Annotated in this window: 13 protein-coding genes; 1 reads left to right on the forward strand and 12 read right to left on the reverse strand. The window is 22.5% G+C overall.

Annotated elements, in window-relative coordinates; translation table 11 throughout:
- Nucleotides 1–31: 31 nt before the first annotated feature.
- From N3A58_08165 to N3A58_08200, 8 genes are all read right to left on the reverse strand, one after another.
- Entirely contained in the window at nt 32–1636 is a 1605-nt protein-coding gene (locus tag N3A58_08165) for a sugar phosphate nucleotidyltransferase (GenBank protein MCX8059373.1), read from the reverse strand.
- A gap of 84 nt (nt 1637–1720) precedes the next feature.
- Nucleotides 1721–2944, reverse strand: coding sequence for an amidohydrolase (locus N3A58_08170; GenBank protein MCX8059374.1), 1224 nt, complete (start codon nt 2942–2944; stop codon nt 1721–1723).
- A gap of 135 nt (nt 2945–3079) precedes the next feature.
- Entirely contained in the window at nt 3080–3991 is a 912-nt protein-coding gene (locus tag N3A58_08175; protein ID MCX8059375.1) for a 3-phosphoglycerate dehydrogenase, read from the reverse strand.
- Nucleotides 3992–4018: 27 nt separating this feature from the next.
- Nucleotides 4019–5647 (reverse strand): L-glutamate gamma-semialdehyde dehydrogenase, encoded by a 1629-nt coding sequence (pruA, locus tag N3A58_08180; protein ID MCX8059376.1) that lies wholly within the window; start codon nt 5645–5647, stop codon nt 4019–4021.
- A 98-nt stretch (nt 5648–5745) separates the two neighbouring features.
- Nucleotides 5746–7323, reverse strand: coding sequence for a hypothetical protein (locus N3A58_08185; protein ID MCX8059377.1), 1578 nt, complete (start codon nt 7321–7323; stop codon nt 5746–5748).
- Nucleotides 7324–7475: 152 nt separating this feature from the next.
- Nucleotides 7476–9548, reverse strand: a complete 2073-nt coding sequence (locus N3A58_08190; GenBank protein ID MCX8059378.1) for a response regulator — start codon at nt 9546–9548, stop codon at nt 7476–7478.
- A 53-nt stretch (nt 9549–9601) separates the two neighbouring features.
- Nucleotides 9602–9970 (reverse strand): response regulator, encoded by a 369-nt coding sequence (locus N3A58_08195; GenBank protein MCX8059379.1) that lies wholly within the window; start codon nt 9968–9970, stop codon nt 9602–9604.
- A 35-nt stretch (nt 9971–10005) separates the two neighbouring features.
- Entirely contained in the window at nt 10006–12252 is a 2247-nt protein-coding gene (locus N3A58_08200; protein ID MCX8059380.1) for an ATP-binding protein, read from the reverse strand.
- A gap of 345 nt (nt 12253–12597) precedes the next feature.
- Here N3A58_08200 and N3A58_08205 point away from each other — a divergent pair, with 345 nt between their 5' ends.
- Nucleotides 12598–13257: an RsmD family RNA methyltransferase gene (locus tag N3A58_08205; protein MCX8059381.1), complete on the forward strand. Its 660-nt coding sequence runs from the start codon at nt 12598–12600 to the stop codon at nt 13255–13257.
- A gap of 266 nt (nt 13258–13523) precedes the next feature.
- Here the strand turns inward: N3A58_08205 and N3A58_08210 are convergent, their stop codons facing one another.
- From N3A58_08210 to N3A58_08225, 4 genes are all read right to left on the reverse strand, one after another.
- The gene (locus N3A58_08210; GenBank protein ID MCX8059382.1) at nt 13524–15413 is read right to left on the reverse strand and encodes an AMP-binding protein; all 1890 of its coding nucleotides are present in this window, start codon (nt 15411–15413) and stop codon (nt 13524–13526) included.
- Between the two features lie 43 nt (nt 15414–15456).
- On the reverse strand, nt 15457–16053 hold the full coding sequence (locus N3A58_08215; GenBank protein ID MCX8059383.1) for a TetR/AcrR family transcriptional regulator: 597 nt from the start codon (nt 16051–16053) through the stop codon (nt 15457–15459).
- 375 nt (nt 16054–16428) lie between these two features.
- On the reverse strand, nt 16429–17475 hold the full coding sequence (locus N3A58_08220; protein ID MCX8059384.1) for a fibronectin type III domain-containing protein: 1047 nt from the start codon (nt 17473–17475) through the stop codon (nt 16429–16431).
- 396 nt (nt 17476–17871) lie between these two features.
- The coding region (locus tag N3A58_08225) for a hypothetical protein (GenBank protein ID MCX8059385.1) at nt 17872–18069 on the reverse strand (198 nt) is incomplete at its 5' end.

The following is an 18069-nucleotide window of genomic DNA, read 5'->3' on the forward strand; positions in this document are numbered from 1 at the left end:
CTGTTTTTTATTTATTTTTCGATTAAAAATATTATTTGATTAGTCTATCATATTTATCTTCAATTCTTACAATATCATCTTCTTCAAGATAATCACCTATTTGGACTTCTATAAATACTAAACTTTCTTCATTTTCATTTATTATTCTATGTAATTGTCCTTTTTGAATAAAAAAATGATCTCCTTTCTTGCAATTCATCTTTTTATCACCTAATTGTATAATTGCAGAACCTTTTACAATAATCCAATGTTCATCCCTTTTATTATGAAATTGAAGAGATATAGATTCACTTCCAAAAACTTCAATCCTCTTTATTTTATAACCATCATCAGAATTGAATATTTCAGTAAAAATTCCCCATGGTCTCTTTATTGTTTTATGATATTTTAAATAATCTGTATTTATAAGCATATTTTCATTTTGAATATTATTTTTATCTGAGTAATTTTTTTTATTAATAAAATTAATAAACTCTTTTATATTTGAACTTGTATCTTTCTTTGATATATATAAAATATCCTTCATATCAACAATAATAATATTTTGAATTTCATTTATAATATAAATTTTTTCATCTCCAAAAATTAATATCTCATCTTTATCTTTTTTATTTATCAATATATTTTCATCCTCTTTTTTATTTCTATTTAATTCCAATTTTTCATTACAATAACCATAAAGAGTTACTTCTTTATCTTTAATTAAATATGCCTTACTTCTTTTAATTTCATTATTATTAAAAAAGTTTGAACTAAAAAAGGGAACTATACTTTTGTTTTTACATAACTCTAATATAGATTCAAATGTGCCAAGATCAGACCAATTACAATCACAATATACTGTCTTAATTTCAGAGATTTTTTCACAAATTGCTTTATCAAAAGACAAAGGACTAAAGGTAGAATATATATTTTTAATTTTCTCTTCATTAAATATTTGATTATTATTATTATTTTTATCAACTAATTCATTTAATTTAATAAGTTCTTTATAAATATTAGGATATAAATTGTTTATTTTATTATAAATAAAAGACTTTTGAAAAATAAATATACCTGAGTTCCAAAGAAAATTCCCACTTTCTAAATATCTTAAAGCATCTTTATAATCGGGCTTTTCATAAAATGCTTTGCAATTATAAATATCACCATTTTGAAAAATATTATTTAAATTTTCTTTTACAAATTCAATATATCCATATCCCGTTTCAGGTCTATCTGGTTTTATTCCTATTAAAATTAAATTATTATTAACACTTTGGATACCTTTTTTTATACAATAATTAAAATTTTCTTCATCTCCAATAAAATGATCAGAGGGTAAACAGACAACAGGTTCATCATTTTTTATATAACTTAATGTATAGCAAATTGCATAAAAAGTATTTTTCCCTTCTGGTTCATAAATAATTTTTACATCTGGGTAATTTTTAATAATATGATAAAATAGATCTCTATGATTTTCTGAACCAACTACATATATTGTTTTTTCTAAATCTACTTTTTTTATTCTTTCAATTGTTGCTTCTATAAAATTTTTACAACCAAATATATTTATAAATTGTTTTGGGTAATTTTCTCTTGTAAGTGGAAATAATCTTAAACTTTTCCCACCAGCCATTATAATAAAATTCATATAACTAAATCCTTATAAGTAAAATTATATACAAAGACATATAAAACTTTAATTATTAAAAAAAATTATGATTAAAATAATTTACTAAAAAATAATATTATAATGATCAACTAAAAATTTAAAAAACTCAAATCCATATTTTAATGCACTTTCATCAGGATTAAAATCTTTTGTATGTAAAGATTGTAGAATACTTAACCCAGGATTTTTAACACCAAGAAAAAAGTAAATACCTTTTCCAATATCTCTAATAAAATATGATATATCATCAGCAACCATTACTTTTTTGGTTAATTTTACTTTTGGTAAATTTAATCTATTTAAATTATAGAACTTTATATTTTTTTTATTATTTAGAAAATCCATTAATTTTTTTGAAAGTAAAAAATCATTAACAATAGGAATATAATCTGAAAGAATTAAAAAATCAGATTCTGCTCCATACAATTTTGAAAGATTTTCTAAATATTCTTTTGAAAATATTAATATTCTTTCTTTTATCTCATCCTTAAAATATCTTAAAGTTCCACCTATTTCAAGGACCGAAGGAATAATATTGGATTTATTTGCACCACTAATCTTCCCACAAGTAATTAGAGCAAGTTCATCAGCTTCTATTTTCCTAGTTATAAAATTTTGGACTTGCAAATACCAATCTGAAAATATAGATACAAGATCTGAAGTTTCATGAGGATAAGCACCATGTCCACCTTTCCCTTTTAATTTAATCAAAAATTCTACAGAACCAGCCCAAGCCTCTCCCTCACAAAATGCAACATAACCGGTTTCAAGTGAAGGCCATACATGAAAACCAAAGATAGCTTCAGGTTTTCCAAAAATTTCCCACAATCCACAATTAAGCATTAGTTGAGCACCACCACTACCTTCCTCTCCTGGTTGAAAGATAAACAAAAGAGAACTATCAGGTTTGTGGTTTTTAAAATATATTGCAAGATTCAAAATAATAGACATATGAAAATCATGGCCACATGCATGCATATATCCATCATTTTTTGAAGTAAAATCCAAATTTGTTTCCTCTTTTATTGGTAGTGCATCCATATCAGCTCTAAAGCATAAAAGAGGCTCTTTATTATTTCCTTCAATATAAGCAATTATACCAGTTTCTGAAATTCTTCTATACTCTATCTTATTTTCTTCCAAAATACTTATTATATAATTTGCCGTATTAAACTCTTTTAAAGATGGTTCAGGTATTCTATGTAAAGACCTTCTTATTGATACAAGTAAATCAAAAAAATACTCCTCAATTTTATTATTTTTATTATTAATCTCTTTTTTATCCATAATTATTTGCTCTTATAACCTTTAATTTTTATATAAAGATTTATTACAGTTTTATTTTCAAAAATGTAACTCTTAAATATATTTTTGTTATATGTCTTATTTTAAAAATGAAGTTAATCAAAACTTAAAAAAAATTTATTTATGTTCAAATCCTTTTATAATTTTAACAATATAATCCCCTATTCTTTTTTCTGCTTCATAAGTTAAAGCCCCAATATGAGGTGTTAATAAAATTTTATGTTGTAAATCAGATAAACCATTTATCATATCAACATATCTTTTAGACTCAACAGAATCTAATGCAATACCACCAACAAAGCCATTTATAAGTTTATTTATTAAAATATCCATATCAATTAAACCAGATCTTGAAGCATTAATAATTAAAACCCCACTTTTCATTTTATCAAACTCTTCTTTTCCAATAATAAATTTATCTTCTTTTATAAGGGGAATATGAAGAGTTATTATATCTGAAGACATTAATAAGTCATCCAAAGAAACCATTTTAACTTCTTGTAAACTTAAACTTTTTAAAAACTTATCATATGCAATTACATTCATATTAAAAGATAGAGCTCTTTTTGCAACTTCCCTTCCTACTCTTCCAAAACCAATAATCCCAAGAGTCTTTCCAGACAATTCATTACCCAAATAGTCTTTTGAAAGATTAAAATTATTTTTATATTTAAAATTATAAAAACACAAATTTCTTGAAAGATTAAGCATAAGTCCAATTGTAAGTTCCGCAACTGAAATACTATGAGCTTCTGGAATACTCATAACTGAAATATTATTATGTTCTGCAAAATCAATATCAATATTGTCGTTTTCAACATCACAGGAAATTATCATTTTCAAGTTTTTTGCTTTTTTAATTAAACTTTTATCTACTTTATCCTTATGCCTTACAATTAGGATGTCATAATTTTCAATTATATCTTCAATTGGAATACCTTTGAAATCTTTATAATACAAAAAAATTTTATGCTCTTTTAATTTGTCAAAATCAAAACCATATACTTCGCTTAAGAAAAGAATATTCATAATAACTCTTTTTGTATTTATTTTTATTTATTCACTTTCCATAAATGGATATCTATAATCCTTAGGTGGTATAAAATTTTCTTTTATAGATCTAGTAGAAACCCATCTTAATAAATTTAAATATGATCCTGCTTTATCATTTGTTCCAGATTTTCTACCACCACCGAATGGTTGTTGATTTACAATTGCTCCTGTAGGCTTATCATTTATATAAAAGTTTCCTGCTGCATATCTTAAAATATTATTTGCAATTTGAATCGCTTTTCTATCTTCTGCAAATATAGACCCTGTTAATCCATAGCAAGATGTATTATTACATATTTCAAGAGTTTCCTCATATTTATTATCATCATAAACATAAACAGTTAAAACTGGTCCAAATATCTCTTCTATCATTAACTTTGAGTATGGGTCAGTTGTTTGAATTAAAGTAGGTTTTATAAAATATCCTTTTGAATTATCACAATCTCCCCCTATCAAGATCTGATCATTTTTTGAATATTTTGCATAATCTATGTAGGATTTTATTTTATTAAAAGAACTTTCATCTATAACAGCACTCATAAAGTTCCTAAAATCTTCAACATCACCCATTCTTATAGACGAAATCATATCAATTAAAATTTCTTTTAAATCTGGCCACAAACTTTTAGGGATATAAGCTCTCGAGGCTGCAGAACACTTTTGTCCTTGATATTCATATGCTCCTCTAATCAATGCCACAGCTGTTTCAAGAATTGATGCTGATGAATGAACAAAAACAAAATCTTTACCTCCTGTTTCACCTACAATTCTTGGGTAATTTTTATAAGTATTCAAATTATTCGCTATTGTTTTCCAAATAGAGTTAAATGTTTCAGTTGACCCAGTAAAATGAATACCTGAAAAATCTTCACTATTAAAAATAACTTCAGAAGCAACTTTTCCATCACAAGGTACAAAATTAATAACCCCATCAGGTAAACCTGCTTTTTGCAAAAGCTTCATTATATGATAAGCAGTATAAACAGCTGAAGAAGCAGGTTTCCATAAAACAACATTTCCCATAATGGCAGGAGAGGATGGTAAATTTCCCGCAATTGAAGCAAAATTAAACGGTGTTACAGCAAAAATAAACCCTTCAATTGGTCTATATTCAACTCTATTCCAAACACCATAAACACTTTCAGGTTGATTTTTATATATTTCTTGTGCAAAATATGAATTGTATCTAAAAAAATCTATAAGTTCACATGCAGAATCTATCTCTGCTTGATAACATGTTTTAGATAAATCTAACATAGCACAAGCATTTAACAAACTTCTATACTCAGTTGAAAGAAGCTCTGCTGCTTTAATAAAAACAGAAACTCTTTCATCCCATTCAATATTTGCCCAATATTTCCAAGCTTCTTTTGCACTTTCCATAGCCATTTTTAATTCTTTTTCTGTAGCTTTATGATATTTACCAAGTATATGATTTTTGTTATGAGGAATTATACAATTTCCAGTTACACCAGTTCTAATTTCTTTTCCACCTATAATAAGTGGTATCTCAATTTGCATCGATTTTAGAAAATTTAATTTGTCTTTTAATTCTTTTCTCTCTAGAGAACCTGGTTTATATGAAAAAACAGGTTCATTTTTGGGATGTGGTATATTAAAAAAACCATTCATAATTTTGCTCCTTTTTAAATATTTTTTAAATTCAAAATAAAGTTTATTTTTAATTTTTTTTTGTATATATTTCTTTAAGCTTATTTTAATTATTATTTTTATATTTTCAATTTTTTTATTTCTACAATACCATTTCTATTAATTTCAATTGAATAATAATCAGTTTCAGAACTTTTTTTATAAGTATAATTTACTACTAGATAGATAAAGTATGTTTTTAAAGTTTTAACTTTCTCAAGCTTATTTATTTCATTCAATATTAAAATATCTTTTTCAGGATCATCCATTTTTGAAGTAAAATTCTGAAATGAAAACCTAATAATATCATCAATACCTTTAATTTCATAATATTGCAAAAAATTTTTAATTAATTTATTTCTTATTTTTATTACTTTCCTATAGTGAATAATATCAAAATCACTTTGATTCATAAAACTTGTCTTTAAAAAATTGTAAAGTTTAATTCTTTTTTTATTAATCTGAGAACTTTTAAAAAACCAAATTCCTTCTTTCATCTTGGCTATGATCTTTTTATTGTTATCTACAATATTAATATTGTAATTATAAATATATTTTTTTAATTTAACAAGCAAATAAAATTTAAGAAAATCTTTCAGTCTATCTTTCATAATATAAATAAGAACTATAATTAATAAAATTATTGAAGTAAAATTTAAGCTTATTGATGCTGGATAACCAAATTTATTTTGAGAATAAATTGTAAAAATTGTTGCAAGTAGCATAGAAAATCCAGCAGCAATAGAAAAAATAATCTGTTCTAATGCAAATGAAGCACTAGCTCTTTTAATATCAAGAAATAATATAGAACTAAAAATTTTTTTTAATTTAGCTTTTCTATTTAAAAAATTAGCTGAATTTATTAAAGAATTCTTTTTTGAAAAAACCGGAATTCCTAATTCTAAACGAAATTTATTTAATTTTTTAACATTTTTAATAATTTCTTTTTCAAGTATTATTAAAGTTTTTTTTTCAAATTTTTTTTCATTATTATAATATAACTTATCATTTTTATATATTTTTGAATAAGCACCATTAAAATCTTTTAGAATAATTTCTAATAACTTAATGTAAAATTTTTCAATATAAATTAAGATATATTCGATAGAGTCAAGAATCGATTGTTCTAAATCCTTTATGCTTTTTTTATCATTTATTAATCTTATAGAATTTAAATTAATTAAAACATTTTTTATTTTTTTATTAAAAATATGAAACCTTTTTGAAATAATCTTTATATCTTTTATATTTTTTAAGCTTGAAATTTTATTTTTTATTAAAACACAAAAAGATAAAACAATTATCTTAAAATCATCTTTTACCTTTTTTATATCATTTATTTGTTGCTGTGAACTTTTATTTTTTGTATTATATAATTCTATTTTGTTTTTTATTTCTTTAAGTTTATTTACAATTTGATTTGACGATAGAATTGGAGTTTTAAATCTAAAATAATTTTTAAAACTTTTATAAAAATCATTTAATTCAAAAAATGGTGGAATTATAAAAAGATTTTCAGGAATTATAAAATAAAGATCAAAATTATATTTTTCTTTTCTTTTCGTGTAATTTAAAGGATAAAAGTTTTTAAGTTCAATTGTAAAAAAATCATGCTTTTTTAAATTTCCTTTTATATTTTTAACTATTAAATTCTTCATTTAAAAATTAGATTTTTATTTTTTTTAAAAAGAATATTAAAAAATTTATTAATTTATTTTTTTAATTCTTATAAAAAATTAAAATTCAAAAAAGAATAATTTAGAAAAGAATAGATAAATAAAGATATTTGTCAATAATTTGAGAAGAATAATTAAGAAAATAATTCGTTTATTTTATTTCTTAACTGTTCTATATTAAAAGGTTTTTGTAAAAAATTCATTTCTCTTATTTCAATATTTTTTCTTAAAAGGTCCTCAAATGAAAAACCAGAAATGATTAATTCTTTAATATTTTTAAATCTTTTTCTTAAAAGTTTAATTAATATATCAGCAGACATATCTTCAAGTAAGAAATCAACTATAATAAGATCTGGTATAAAATTTTCTTCTTCAATTATTCTAAAAACTTCTTTTGCATTTTTTGCTTTTTTTATAAGAACATTAAATTTTCTTAACATTCTTTCTATTGTTAACGAGACATAATAATCATCTTCAACCAATATAACTCTATTTAATTTTAAAAATTTATTATCTTTATTTTCTTCAATTTTTAATGTGCTATCTAAAGGTTTTTCTTCTATTATTGGAAATAATATTATAAATTCAGTTCCTTTATTTATTTCTGAAGAAACAAAAATATAACCATTTGACTCTTTAATAATATTAGAAACAAGAAACAAACCAAGACCTGTACCTTCTTTATCTTTCTTTCTTGTAAAGAATGGATCAAATATCATTGGTAAAAACTCTTCCTCAATGCCTGAGCCATTATCTGAAAATTTTATTTCTAAATACTCTCCTGGTAATATACTTTTTTCATTATTTTCTCTAAATTTAATATTATTGGTCTCTATTTTTATTATACCTCCATTTTCCATAGCATCCTTAGCATTTGAGCATAAATTTATTAAAATTTGTTCAAAATTTATAAGATCAATATATATCTTAGTTTTTTCTGCACAAAGTTTATAAATAATATCTATATTTTCTCCTACTAGCTTTTTTAATAACTTATTAGCTTCATCAAACTCTTTATGTACATCAATAACTTCAGGAGAAGAATGCTTTTTTTTGCTAAAATCCAAAATCTTTTTAACAAGTTTAGAACCATTAATCGAAGCATCATAGATATTTTTAGCTTCCTCAAATAAAGGATTATTCCTATCTAAAGAATCTATAAGATTCTGACTACAATTAATTATAATGGTTAATATATTATTAAAATCATGAGCAATTCCACCTGCAAATTTTCCAATAGAATCTATTCTTTGAGAATGCAAAATTTCTTTATACATTATCTCTCTTTGGTAAATTAGATTTTTTAACTCTGTTTGATCCTCAAACACAATAATAAATTCTTTGGTAAAGTTATCTTTTAAGACAATTAATTTTATCCTAACATTAAAAAATCTTCTATTATTATTGGAATCTTCAATAAAAATTTCATAATTATTTATTTCATAATTATTAATTAAAATATCACTTAATATATCTTTTAAATCTGTTTTTTCAAAAATTCTATTTTTTATTTCAAAAAAGTTTTTATTTTCAATATCTTCTTTAGAATTAAACAATTCTTTGAAAATCAAATTTGCTTTCTTTATTAAATAGTTATCATTTAGAATTACTATTGGATTTGGCATAATATCTATCATATTATTTAAATAAAGAAAGTTTTCATATGCTTCATTTTGAGCTTTTTCCTTAGCTAAAATTTCCTCTTTTAACTTTTTATTTGCATCTTCTAGTTGAAGCATTTTACTCTCAAGTTTTTTTACAAGCACATCATTATACAATTTATAGTAGTTTAACTCATTTTCTACTTTTTGATGTTCAACTTTTAAAGCTCCTTTACCATATTCATCTAAAACTTCTTTTATAAGTTTATTAAACTCTTCCTTTTCTTTCGGTTTTAATATGTATCTGCTTGCCCCGCTATTTAATCCTAAATTTATATCCTCTTCATCCGTATATGTAGCCGTATAAAATACAAAAGGAATATTTTTTAATTTTTCATCTTCTTTAACTACTTTACATAATGTAAAACCATCCATCTGAGGCATTAAAACATCCGATATGATTAAATTAATAACTTTTCCTTTTAATATTTGTAAAGCTTCAACACCATTTCTTGCTTCAAATACACAATATCCATCAGATTCAAGGTAAGTTCTCAATAAATAACGATTTTCTTCATAATCATCAACTATAAGAATATTTACCATAAATTTATCCTAAATATAAAATAGTTAAAAATTAATTAATTTTAAAAAATTTTTTAATTTATTTTTATAAATTTTTTTATTTCATCAATAAATGTATCTGGATTTATAGGTTTTTCTATATAACCAATACAACCTGATTCAAAAGCTTTTTCTTTATCACCTGGCATAGCATAAGAGGTTACTGCTATAATAGGTATATTTTTTAATGATTCAATATTTTTTATTTTCTTTGCCAAATTATACCCATCTATATATGGAAGTTGTATGTCAAGTAATATAATTTCAGGTTTTATCTCTTTAAGCTTTTCCAAAGCAATAAATCCATTATTTGCATAATCAACATCAAATCCATTCTTTTCTAAAAGATACTTTATAAGATATAGGTTTTGTTCATTATCTTCTATTATAAATATTAAAGCCATTACTACCTTCTTAACTTTTTATTTATCTAATCTTTTTAAATATCTTCATAAGGTATTGTAAAAATAAATGTTGATCCTTTTCCAAATTCACTTTCAAAACATATTTTACCCCCTAAAAGTTCAACTAATTTTTTACATACAGATAATCCAAGTCCTGTTCCTTCATAATTTCTACTTAAACCTTGATCAACTTGTAAAAAAGGTTTAAAAAGATAAACTTTATCTTCATCTTTGATACCAATACCTGTATCAGCTATAGAGAATACTAAATTTTTATCATTTTTTTTACAAGTAAAAGAAATTTTACCAACATTTGTAAATTTAATAGCATTACTAAGAAGATTTATTATAATTTGTTTTAATCTTCTTTTATCTGTATTTACAAAAATTAGACTTTCATCAATAAAAAAGTCAAAGCCTAAGCCTTTTTTTTGAATTTGTGGCATTAAAGAGTTAAAAATATCCTCTAAAAATGGTAAAAGTTCAAACTTTTCATAAACTAATTTAAATTCACCTGCTTCAATTTTTGAAAGATCTAAAACATCATTTATAAGGTCAAGTAAATGTTGTGAGCTTTTTTTTACCATAGTAAGTTGTTTCTTTTGTTCATCATTTAATTTACCTGGAAGTTCCTGAAGAAGAATTCCTGTAAATCCAATAATTGAATTTAGAGGTGTTCTTAATTCATGAGACATAGTTGCTAAAAAAGTACTTTTCATTTTATCAGCAAATTGAGCTTTTTCAAGAGCTTCTTCTAACTCTTTTGTTCTTTCATTTACTATATGTTCAAGTTCCTTGGAATGTAACAAAATTTTGGAATGTAATATTAAATTATTTAATGAAACAGCTAAATTTGATGCAATTGTTTCTATTAGGTTTTTATTTTCAAAAAAATTCTTTTCAGTAAATGAAGCTAAAAGTAAAATACCTGTTAAATTTGATAAATACATAAGTGGAATAACTGCAATTGATTCAAATCCAGCATCAATACACTCATCCCTTGTAACTAATTTTTCATATTTTAAATTTCTTATAAATAATGATTTTTTTTCTTTTAAAACATTTCCACAAACACATTCTCCAATATTATGAATATGTTTAGGATTCCATTTTAGTTTTAAATCTTCAGGTTGAATTTCTTTTACAATAAGATTTTCATTCTCAGTTAAAAATATAATTGCCCCATTTATTTTTAAATATTCAATTATCATGGTCAATACATTAGAAAAAAAATTGGAATCTAATAGGTAAAAATTTATTATAGTAGATAATTTGTATAAAAAATCAAGTTCATCAACTTTTTTATTTAAACTTTCTATTAAAAACCTTTCTCTATTATGAAATCTCTTGTAATCATTTTCCATTTTATTTTTCATTCTAACAATATTTCTTCTCATTAAAAAAAAGAAAAATATTAAAATAGAAAAAAATACTATTGAAAAAATAGTTATATATTTTAGTAATATCTCAACTTTGCTTTTATAAGATACCTCCCATTTTTTTAAAATTCTATAATATGTAGAATTTTTATCTTTTTTTAATTTTTCCAATACAATATCAATGGAATCCAAATATTGCAAATTTTTGCCTTTTTTTGTTATAAAGAAAAGTTCAACTGGAAATAACTCAATATTTGATGCCCTTAAGTTATATTCTCTAAAGAAATAATTACCAAAAAAATTATTAACAATTACACAATCTGTTAAACCTTGATATGTTAAAATAAAACCATCTTTAAGAGAATTTACTTTTACAATTTCATAATTAAATAATAAATTCTCTTTTAATAATATTAAATTCTTTTCTTGAATAGAAGAACTAAGAACGGCTATCTTCTTACCATTTAAATCTGATAGATTCTTTAAATTTATTTTATTATTTGAATAAATTTTAGAAACAGAATATAAAACAGGGACTTTATTAAAACTATAAAGTTCAGCTCTTTCATCAGAATAAGCAACATCAGGCATTAAATCGATAACTTCATTTTGAAGATTATCTAAACATTTTTGCCAATCACCAAAAATGAATTCAACATCCCAATTATTTATTTTGGCAATTTCATTTATTAAATCAACCCAAATACCAGCTGGTTTTCCCCTTAAATCTAGAAATATTTTTGGTTCATTATTATAAATTCCAACTTTTATTTTTTCTTTAAAATTTTCTGAAAACAAATAATAAATCTCATTAAATAATAAAAATGATAAGATAATTAAAAATATTAAAAATTTATTAGCTAATTGAGTTTTTAACTTAATAAAAAGTAAATTATTAAACATTTTAATTCTTTAAAAAATTACTTATTAACAAATAATCAATCTTAAATAAAAATTCTTTTTTTATAAATTTATTTTTTATAATTTTTTTATTTATTCATATTCTTTTTCTTGCAATATTCTACTAAATTATAAAAATTATTATAATATTTATAATATAAATTTAAAAAAGTTCAATAAAGAATTTTATCAATTTTTATTTTTAATAAATTTGTTTAAAATAAAAAAAAATTATGTAAATTTTATTTTAGATAATAATTTTTAATAAATTTTTAATAAATAATATTTTTAACATATAAAAAAAATTATATTAAAAATTATTTAATAAATAAAAAAATAGAAGGGAAAATGTTTTCTTATATAATTTCCGGAAAATATAAAGGAAGAAAAATTTTTATACCAAAAACAAATATTAGACCAACAACAAACCTAGTAAGGGAAGCTTTATTTTCAATTATTGGAAACAATATTGAAGGTAAAAGTTTTCTCGATGTATTTGCTGGTTCTGGAATAATTGGAATAGAAGCTCTTTCCAGAGGTGCTTCATATGTAACTTTTGTTGATCTTAATAGAATAGCAACAAACACAATTAAAAGAAATCTTAATAATATTTTTCATCCAAATGAAAAAAACTTAAGTTACAACATTCTTGATATTTATAATAAAATGAGAAATAATAAATATGATAATAATAAAGATTTAAAAAATTCAGAATCTACTGAAAATAATAGTTCATTATATAAAATATTTAACATCGATTTTAGAAAGTTTTTTAAGATAAACATAGAGAAGTTTGATTATATATTTTTCTCTCCTCCATATTTTGAGAATTTTGAAGATGACATTTTAAACTGTTTAATAGAATATAAGCCACTAAAAGAAGATGGTACAGCAATAGTTCAAATTTTTAAAAAGATAGATTTAAACTTAGAAAATAAAAATCTTATAAAAATAGATGAAAGAAGATATGGAATAACAAAACTTATATTTTTAAAATATAAAAATTAAACTCAAATTAAAATAAACAAAATTTACTAAATATAAAATTTCCTTTCTAAAATGATAAAATTTTTTACTTATGAAATAATTTAATTATATATAACTATTATGATTATTATTATTCTATTATAATAATTAATCAAAATAAAAAGATCCAATGATCAGAAGATAAAAAATAAAATCAAAAAATATTAATGGTTTATATAATACAACATAATGAAAAATATTAAATAAAAAACAATTTAAAATAAAATGTTTCTTTAAATAAACTTATTTTAATCATTAACAAAAAGTTCTTCGATTAATTTTCTGTACTTTTCTTCTACAACATTTCTTTTTACTTTTAATGTATGAGTAAGCTCAACTCCAGCCTCAAAATCTTTTTCAATAAACTTGAAATTTCCTATTATTTCATATCTTTTAAATCCATTTTTAATATTAATTGTATTTGCAATTAAATCTCTATAAAAATTTATAACTTCTTGCCTGCTTAAAAATTCAGTTAAATTAAATTTTTCATCAACTGTTACATTAAAATGTTTAGTCAAATTATCAATATCAGGAATAATTAAAGCACCTAATCTTCTTTTATCCTGACCAAGTACGACAACATTCTTTATAAAAATTGATTCCTTCAATTTCTCCTCTATTGGTTCAGGTTCAATGTTTTCACCACCTCTTAAAACTATAGTATTTTTAGCTCTACCAGTAATTTTTACTCTTTTATTTATATCCATCATACCTATATCACCAGAATTAAACCATTCACCATCCATAACCTCTTTAGTTTTATCTTCCATTTTATAATAACCTTTCATAACAATAGGACCTTTGATCCATATTATCCCTTTTTCTCCAAATCCTAATACATTATTTTCAGGATCTCTTATCTGAATATCAACATCAGGAATTAAATCACCAATCGTATGCATAACAGGGTGTTTAACATGTCTAACAGTTACAACTGGTGCTGTTTCAGTTAAACCATAGCCTTCAAGAAGCGTAATTCCAATTCCATTAAAAAAATCATCAACTATTCTTGGTAAACCACCTCCACCAGAAACACCAGCTTTAAACCTTTTTCCAAGTTTAGCTTTTATTTTTTTAAAAATTAAAATATTGCCTAAAAAATAAAAAGGTGTTAATAAAATATAAGCTATAATATTAAATGGAATTTTGACTTTTCTTAAATATTCATCTTTATATGAAAAAATTGGAACCCAACCTTTAAATGAAGCATATGCATAATATCTTAATTTTGTAAAAAAATAAAAAAACTTAAAAAGAGCAAAAGTTATTTTCCCTTTTTTCATTAAATTCTTTAATATACCTTCATATACTCCTTCCCAAACTCTTGGAACAGAAGGCAAAAATTGTGGGTTTTCCTCTTCAAGATCTCTCAATAAAATTGAAGGAAATGGCTTTGAATAAATTATAGAAGCTTTTGAATATAAAATTATATACTCGACAGTCCTTTCATAAACATGCCATGTTGGAAGTATTGCTAAAGCTGAGTCTCCCTTTTCAACTCCAATATAATCAGGAAGTCTTATTACATCTGATGCTATATTATAATGAGTTAACATGACACCTTTAGGAACTCCTGTAGTTCCCGAAGTATAAATAATAGTTGCTAAATCTTCAGGTTTTACCTTTTCTCTACAATCATTTATTTGTGGTAAATATTTTTGAAGATTTTGTTCGCTAAAATTTAATAGATCTTTAAAATATATATAATCAAAACTATTATCAATATTTTCTATTTCATCGATTATTATTAATTTTTTAACTACAGGTATTTTATTTTTTAAATTTTTTATTTTTTCATAAATATATTTATTCTCAATTATTATATAATTAATTTCTGAATGATTTAAAATATATTCTATTTCTCCTTCACTGATATTGCTGCCTCTTGGAACATCAATAGCTCCAATATACTGACAACCCAAATCTGATAATAACCACTCTATTCTATTGTCAGAAAAAATAGCAACTTTTGTGCCATTTTTAACTCCAATAGAAACTAAATATGATGAAACCTTCATGACTTCATCAAAAAGTTGATTAAAAGTATACTCTTTTTTTTCAGGTTCTTTAACTTTTACTGCTCGAAAGTCCCCCTCTACTTTAAAAAGATCAATTAATTCTGCTATAGTTTTCATAAATCCTCCAAACTAAAATTATTTTTATTAGACTTATAAGCTTTTATTGTTTCTTTTTAATACCATTTAAGATAAAAAAAATAAGCTTATCAAAAGCTTTTCTACTTTCAAAAATATCATTAACTTCAAAAAAATCAGTCTCAACTATTCTTGAAATAATTGAGTTTAAATAATTAACTAAAATTTCTTCATCAAATTGATCAGAAATATCTATAAAGTTAATTTCTCTAAGTTTATTTAATATCTTTAAAGTAATTGAACCTGAAAATATTTTAACAACCTCTTTAATATTCTCTCTTGAGGGAATATCTAAAAAATAAACAGATTTAAGATAAAATTGGTATATATCAGGATACTTTTTATAGAAAGTTCTTAAAAAATTTATAGCTTCATATATTATTTCGTTAGGAATATTGCTTTTTATTTCAAAATTTGAGACCTCATTTTTAAATATCTCAACAGAATAATTCATTACTTGCTTAAAAAGATTTTTTTTTGATTTAAAATATTTAAATATAGAACCTTTAGAAACTCTACTTAGTTTAGCTATATTATTTGTAGATGCTTTATAGAAACCATTCTTAGAAAATTCAACCACTGCTGATTTTAATATACTCAGTTTATCAATAATTTTTCTCAAACAGAACCTTTTTTGTAAAATTATAAATTTTATAACCTTATAGTGACCATATGGTCAAATATATTTTAAAACTAATATTTTTTTTGTCAAATGTTTAATAAAAAAAATTTAATTTAAATAATATTAAAAAATTAAATATTAGATTTTAAACTAAAAATTATTTAAAAGATTTAAAATAACTCACATCTATAAAGATAAATTAAAAAAATTTGAAGATATTTGAATTAAAGATAACAAGTTATAAAAAACTTAAATTTTTAATAAAAAAAATACTACACCTAAATTATATTAATAATTATTGACTAAATTTAAAATATTTAATAATCAATGGTTTTTATAAATTTTTTTTAATTACTTAGAATAAAACTTATTAAACTAATTTTCTATAATACCAAAGTATTTTAAAGTTACATTGAATGAGCCTTTTGTATGCAATTTTAAACGTATTTCTTTTATAGTTTGACCAGCTGCAAATGTTATTTGACCAGGAAAATCTTCTGTATTTAATGCAGTTAAACCTACTATTGATATAATTTTTTCATAATCTTGACTAGTTGGAACATTTTTTATTAAGTTTGTTTTTCCATCATGAGAACATGAATTACTTGAATCTGTAAGTATTGCAGCAATATAATATGTATTATCAATTTTTAATATTAATTTTAAAGTTCTTTCATAGTAAGGGGCAAATGGAAAACTTCCATTTCCCATAGAACTTATATTTACAACAATCTTTATTTTAGTGTTTGAAGTAATAGAGTAGTTTAAAGGTTGATACATGTTTATTTCTGTTCCCTGACCATAATTAACAGTTGCTTGAAAATTTATACTACCTGATGAAATATTAATTTTTACTTTATGATTATAAAAATTTGAATGGTCTGGCACCAAAAAAATCCATTCTGGAACATAATCTCCACTGTCTTTATTATTTAAATATTGAGTAACTATTGATGAATTATCATAAGTGCTACTATATAAATCTTTCCAACCACTTTGTGTAAAGTCAGCATTTGCTACTATATTACTAGCCGGTGTTCCTTTATAAGTAAAAGTAATATATGGAGCTGGAACTGTTTTATTTCCCTGTGAATCAACACCTTGCACAACAACTGTATATAGTGTATTTACATTTAATCCTGTTAATGGTATTTCTAGAGTATATCTTCCTGTTGCAATCATTGTGGTTTCAGCTTGATTTTGTGGTTTCTGTTCTATATACCCAACCACTTTAACTGCATCATTATCTGGGTCATATATTGTTCCAGTAATTGTTATGGATGTCCCTTTAATCTCAATATTACCAATAGGGTCTATAGAAACTATAGGAGCTTCTCCTTTAATTACTTTTTTACATAGAGCCATAGAAAAAAAAGACATAAAAACTAAAACTAAAATAAGAATTTTAACTATATTTTTCATAAAAAACCTCCTCTTTTTTATTAAAAAATTTATAGAAATAAAAACCAGAATGCTCAAAAAATTTATTAAATAGAAAATAAAAAATAATATAATAAAAAATAAAAGGAACTTTAATGATACAAAATTAAAAAGAATATTTTTTGAAACAAAAAATGATTATTTTGAATGATATAAATAAAATTATTTAATTTTATATGTATGTAATAACAATTATTTCATTTTAAATTATAGAACAATTTTTAAATTTTTAAACTTTTTTCAAAAAAAATTTTAAAAATGGGTTATCCCTATTATAAAGGATAACCCATATAAATAATTAAAATAGATAATTTAATTTAGTAATTACTATAATAAGAATATTAATTATAAAAAGTTAATTAAAAAATCTAATTAATTTTATGGTCCCAGTATTACCAATCCTTCAGAACCATCTGCAACATAAAAATAATTATTCATGTAATATAAATTATAAGAAGAACCATTGGTGTTAAATGAATGAATTATTTGAGCAATTGAAAGTGTATTAATATCTATTATTTGTATTCCATAAGATTGATCAGAAACAAAAGCATAATCTCCACTTATAAATACACC

Source organism: Spirochaetota bacterium, assembly GCA_026415295.1.
Lineage (GTDB): Bacteria > Spirochaetota > JAAYUW01 > JAAYUW01 > JAOAHJ01 > JAOAHJ01.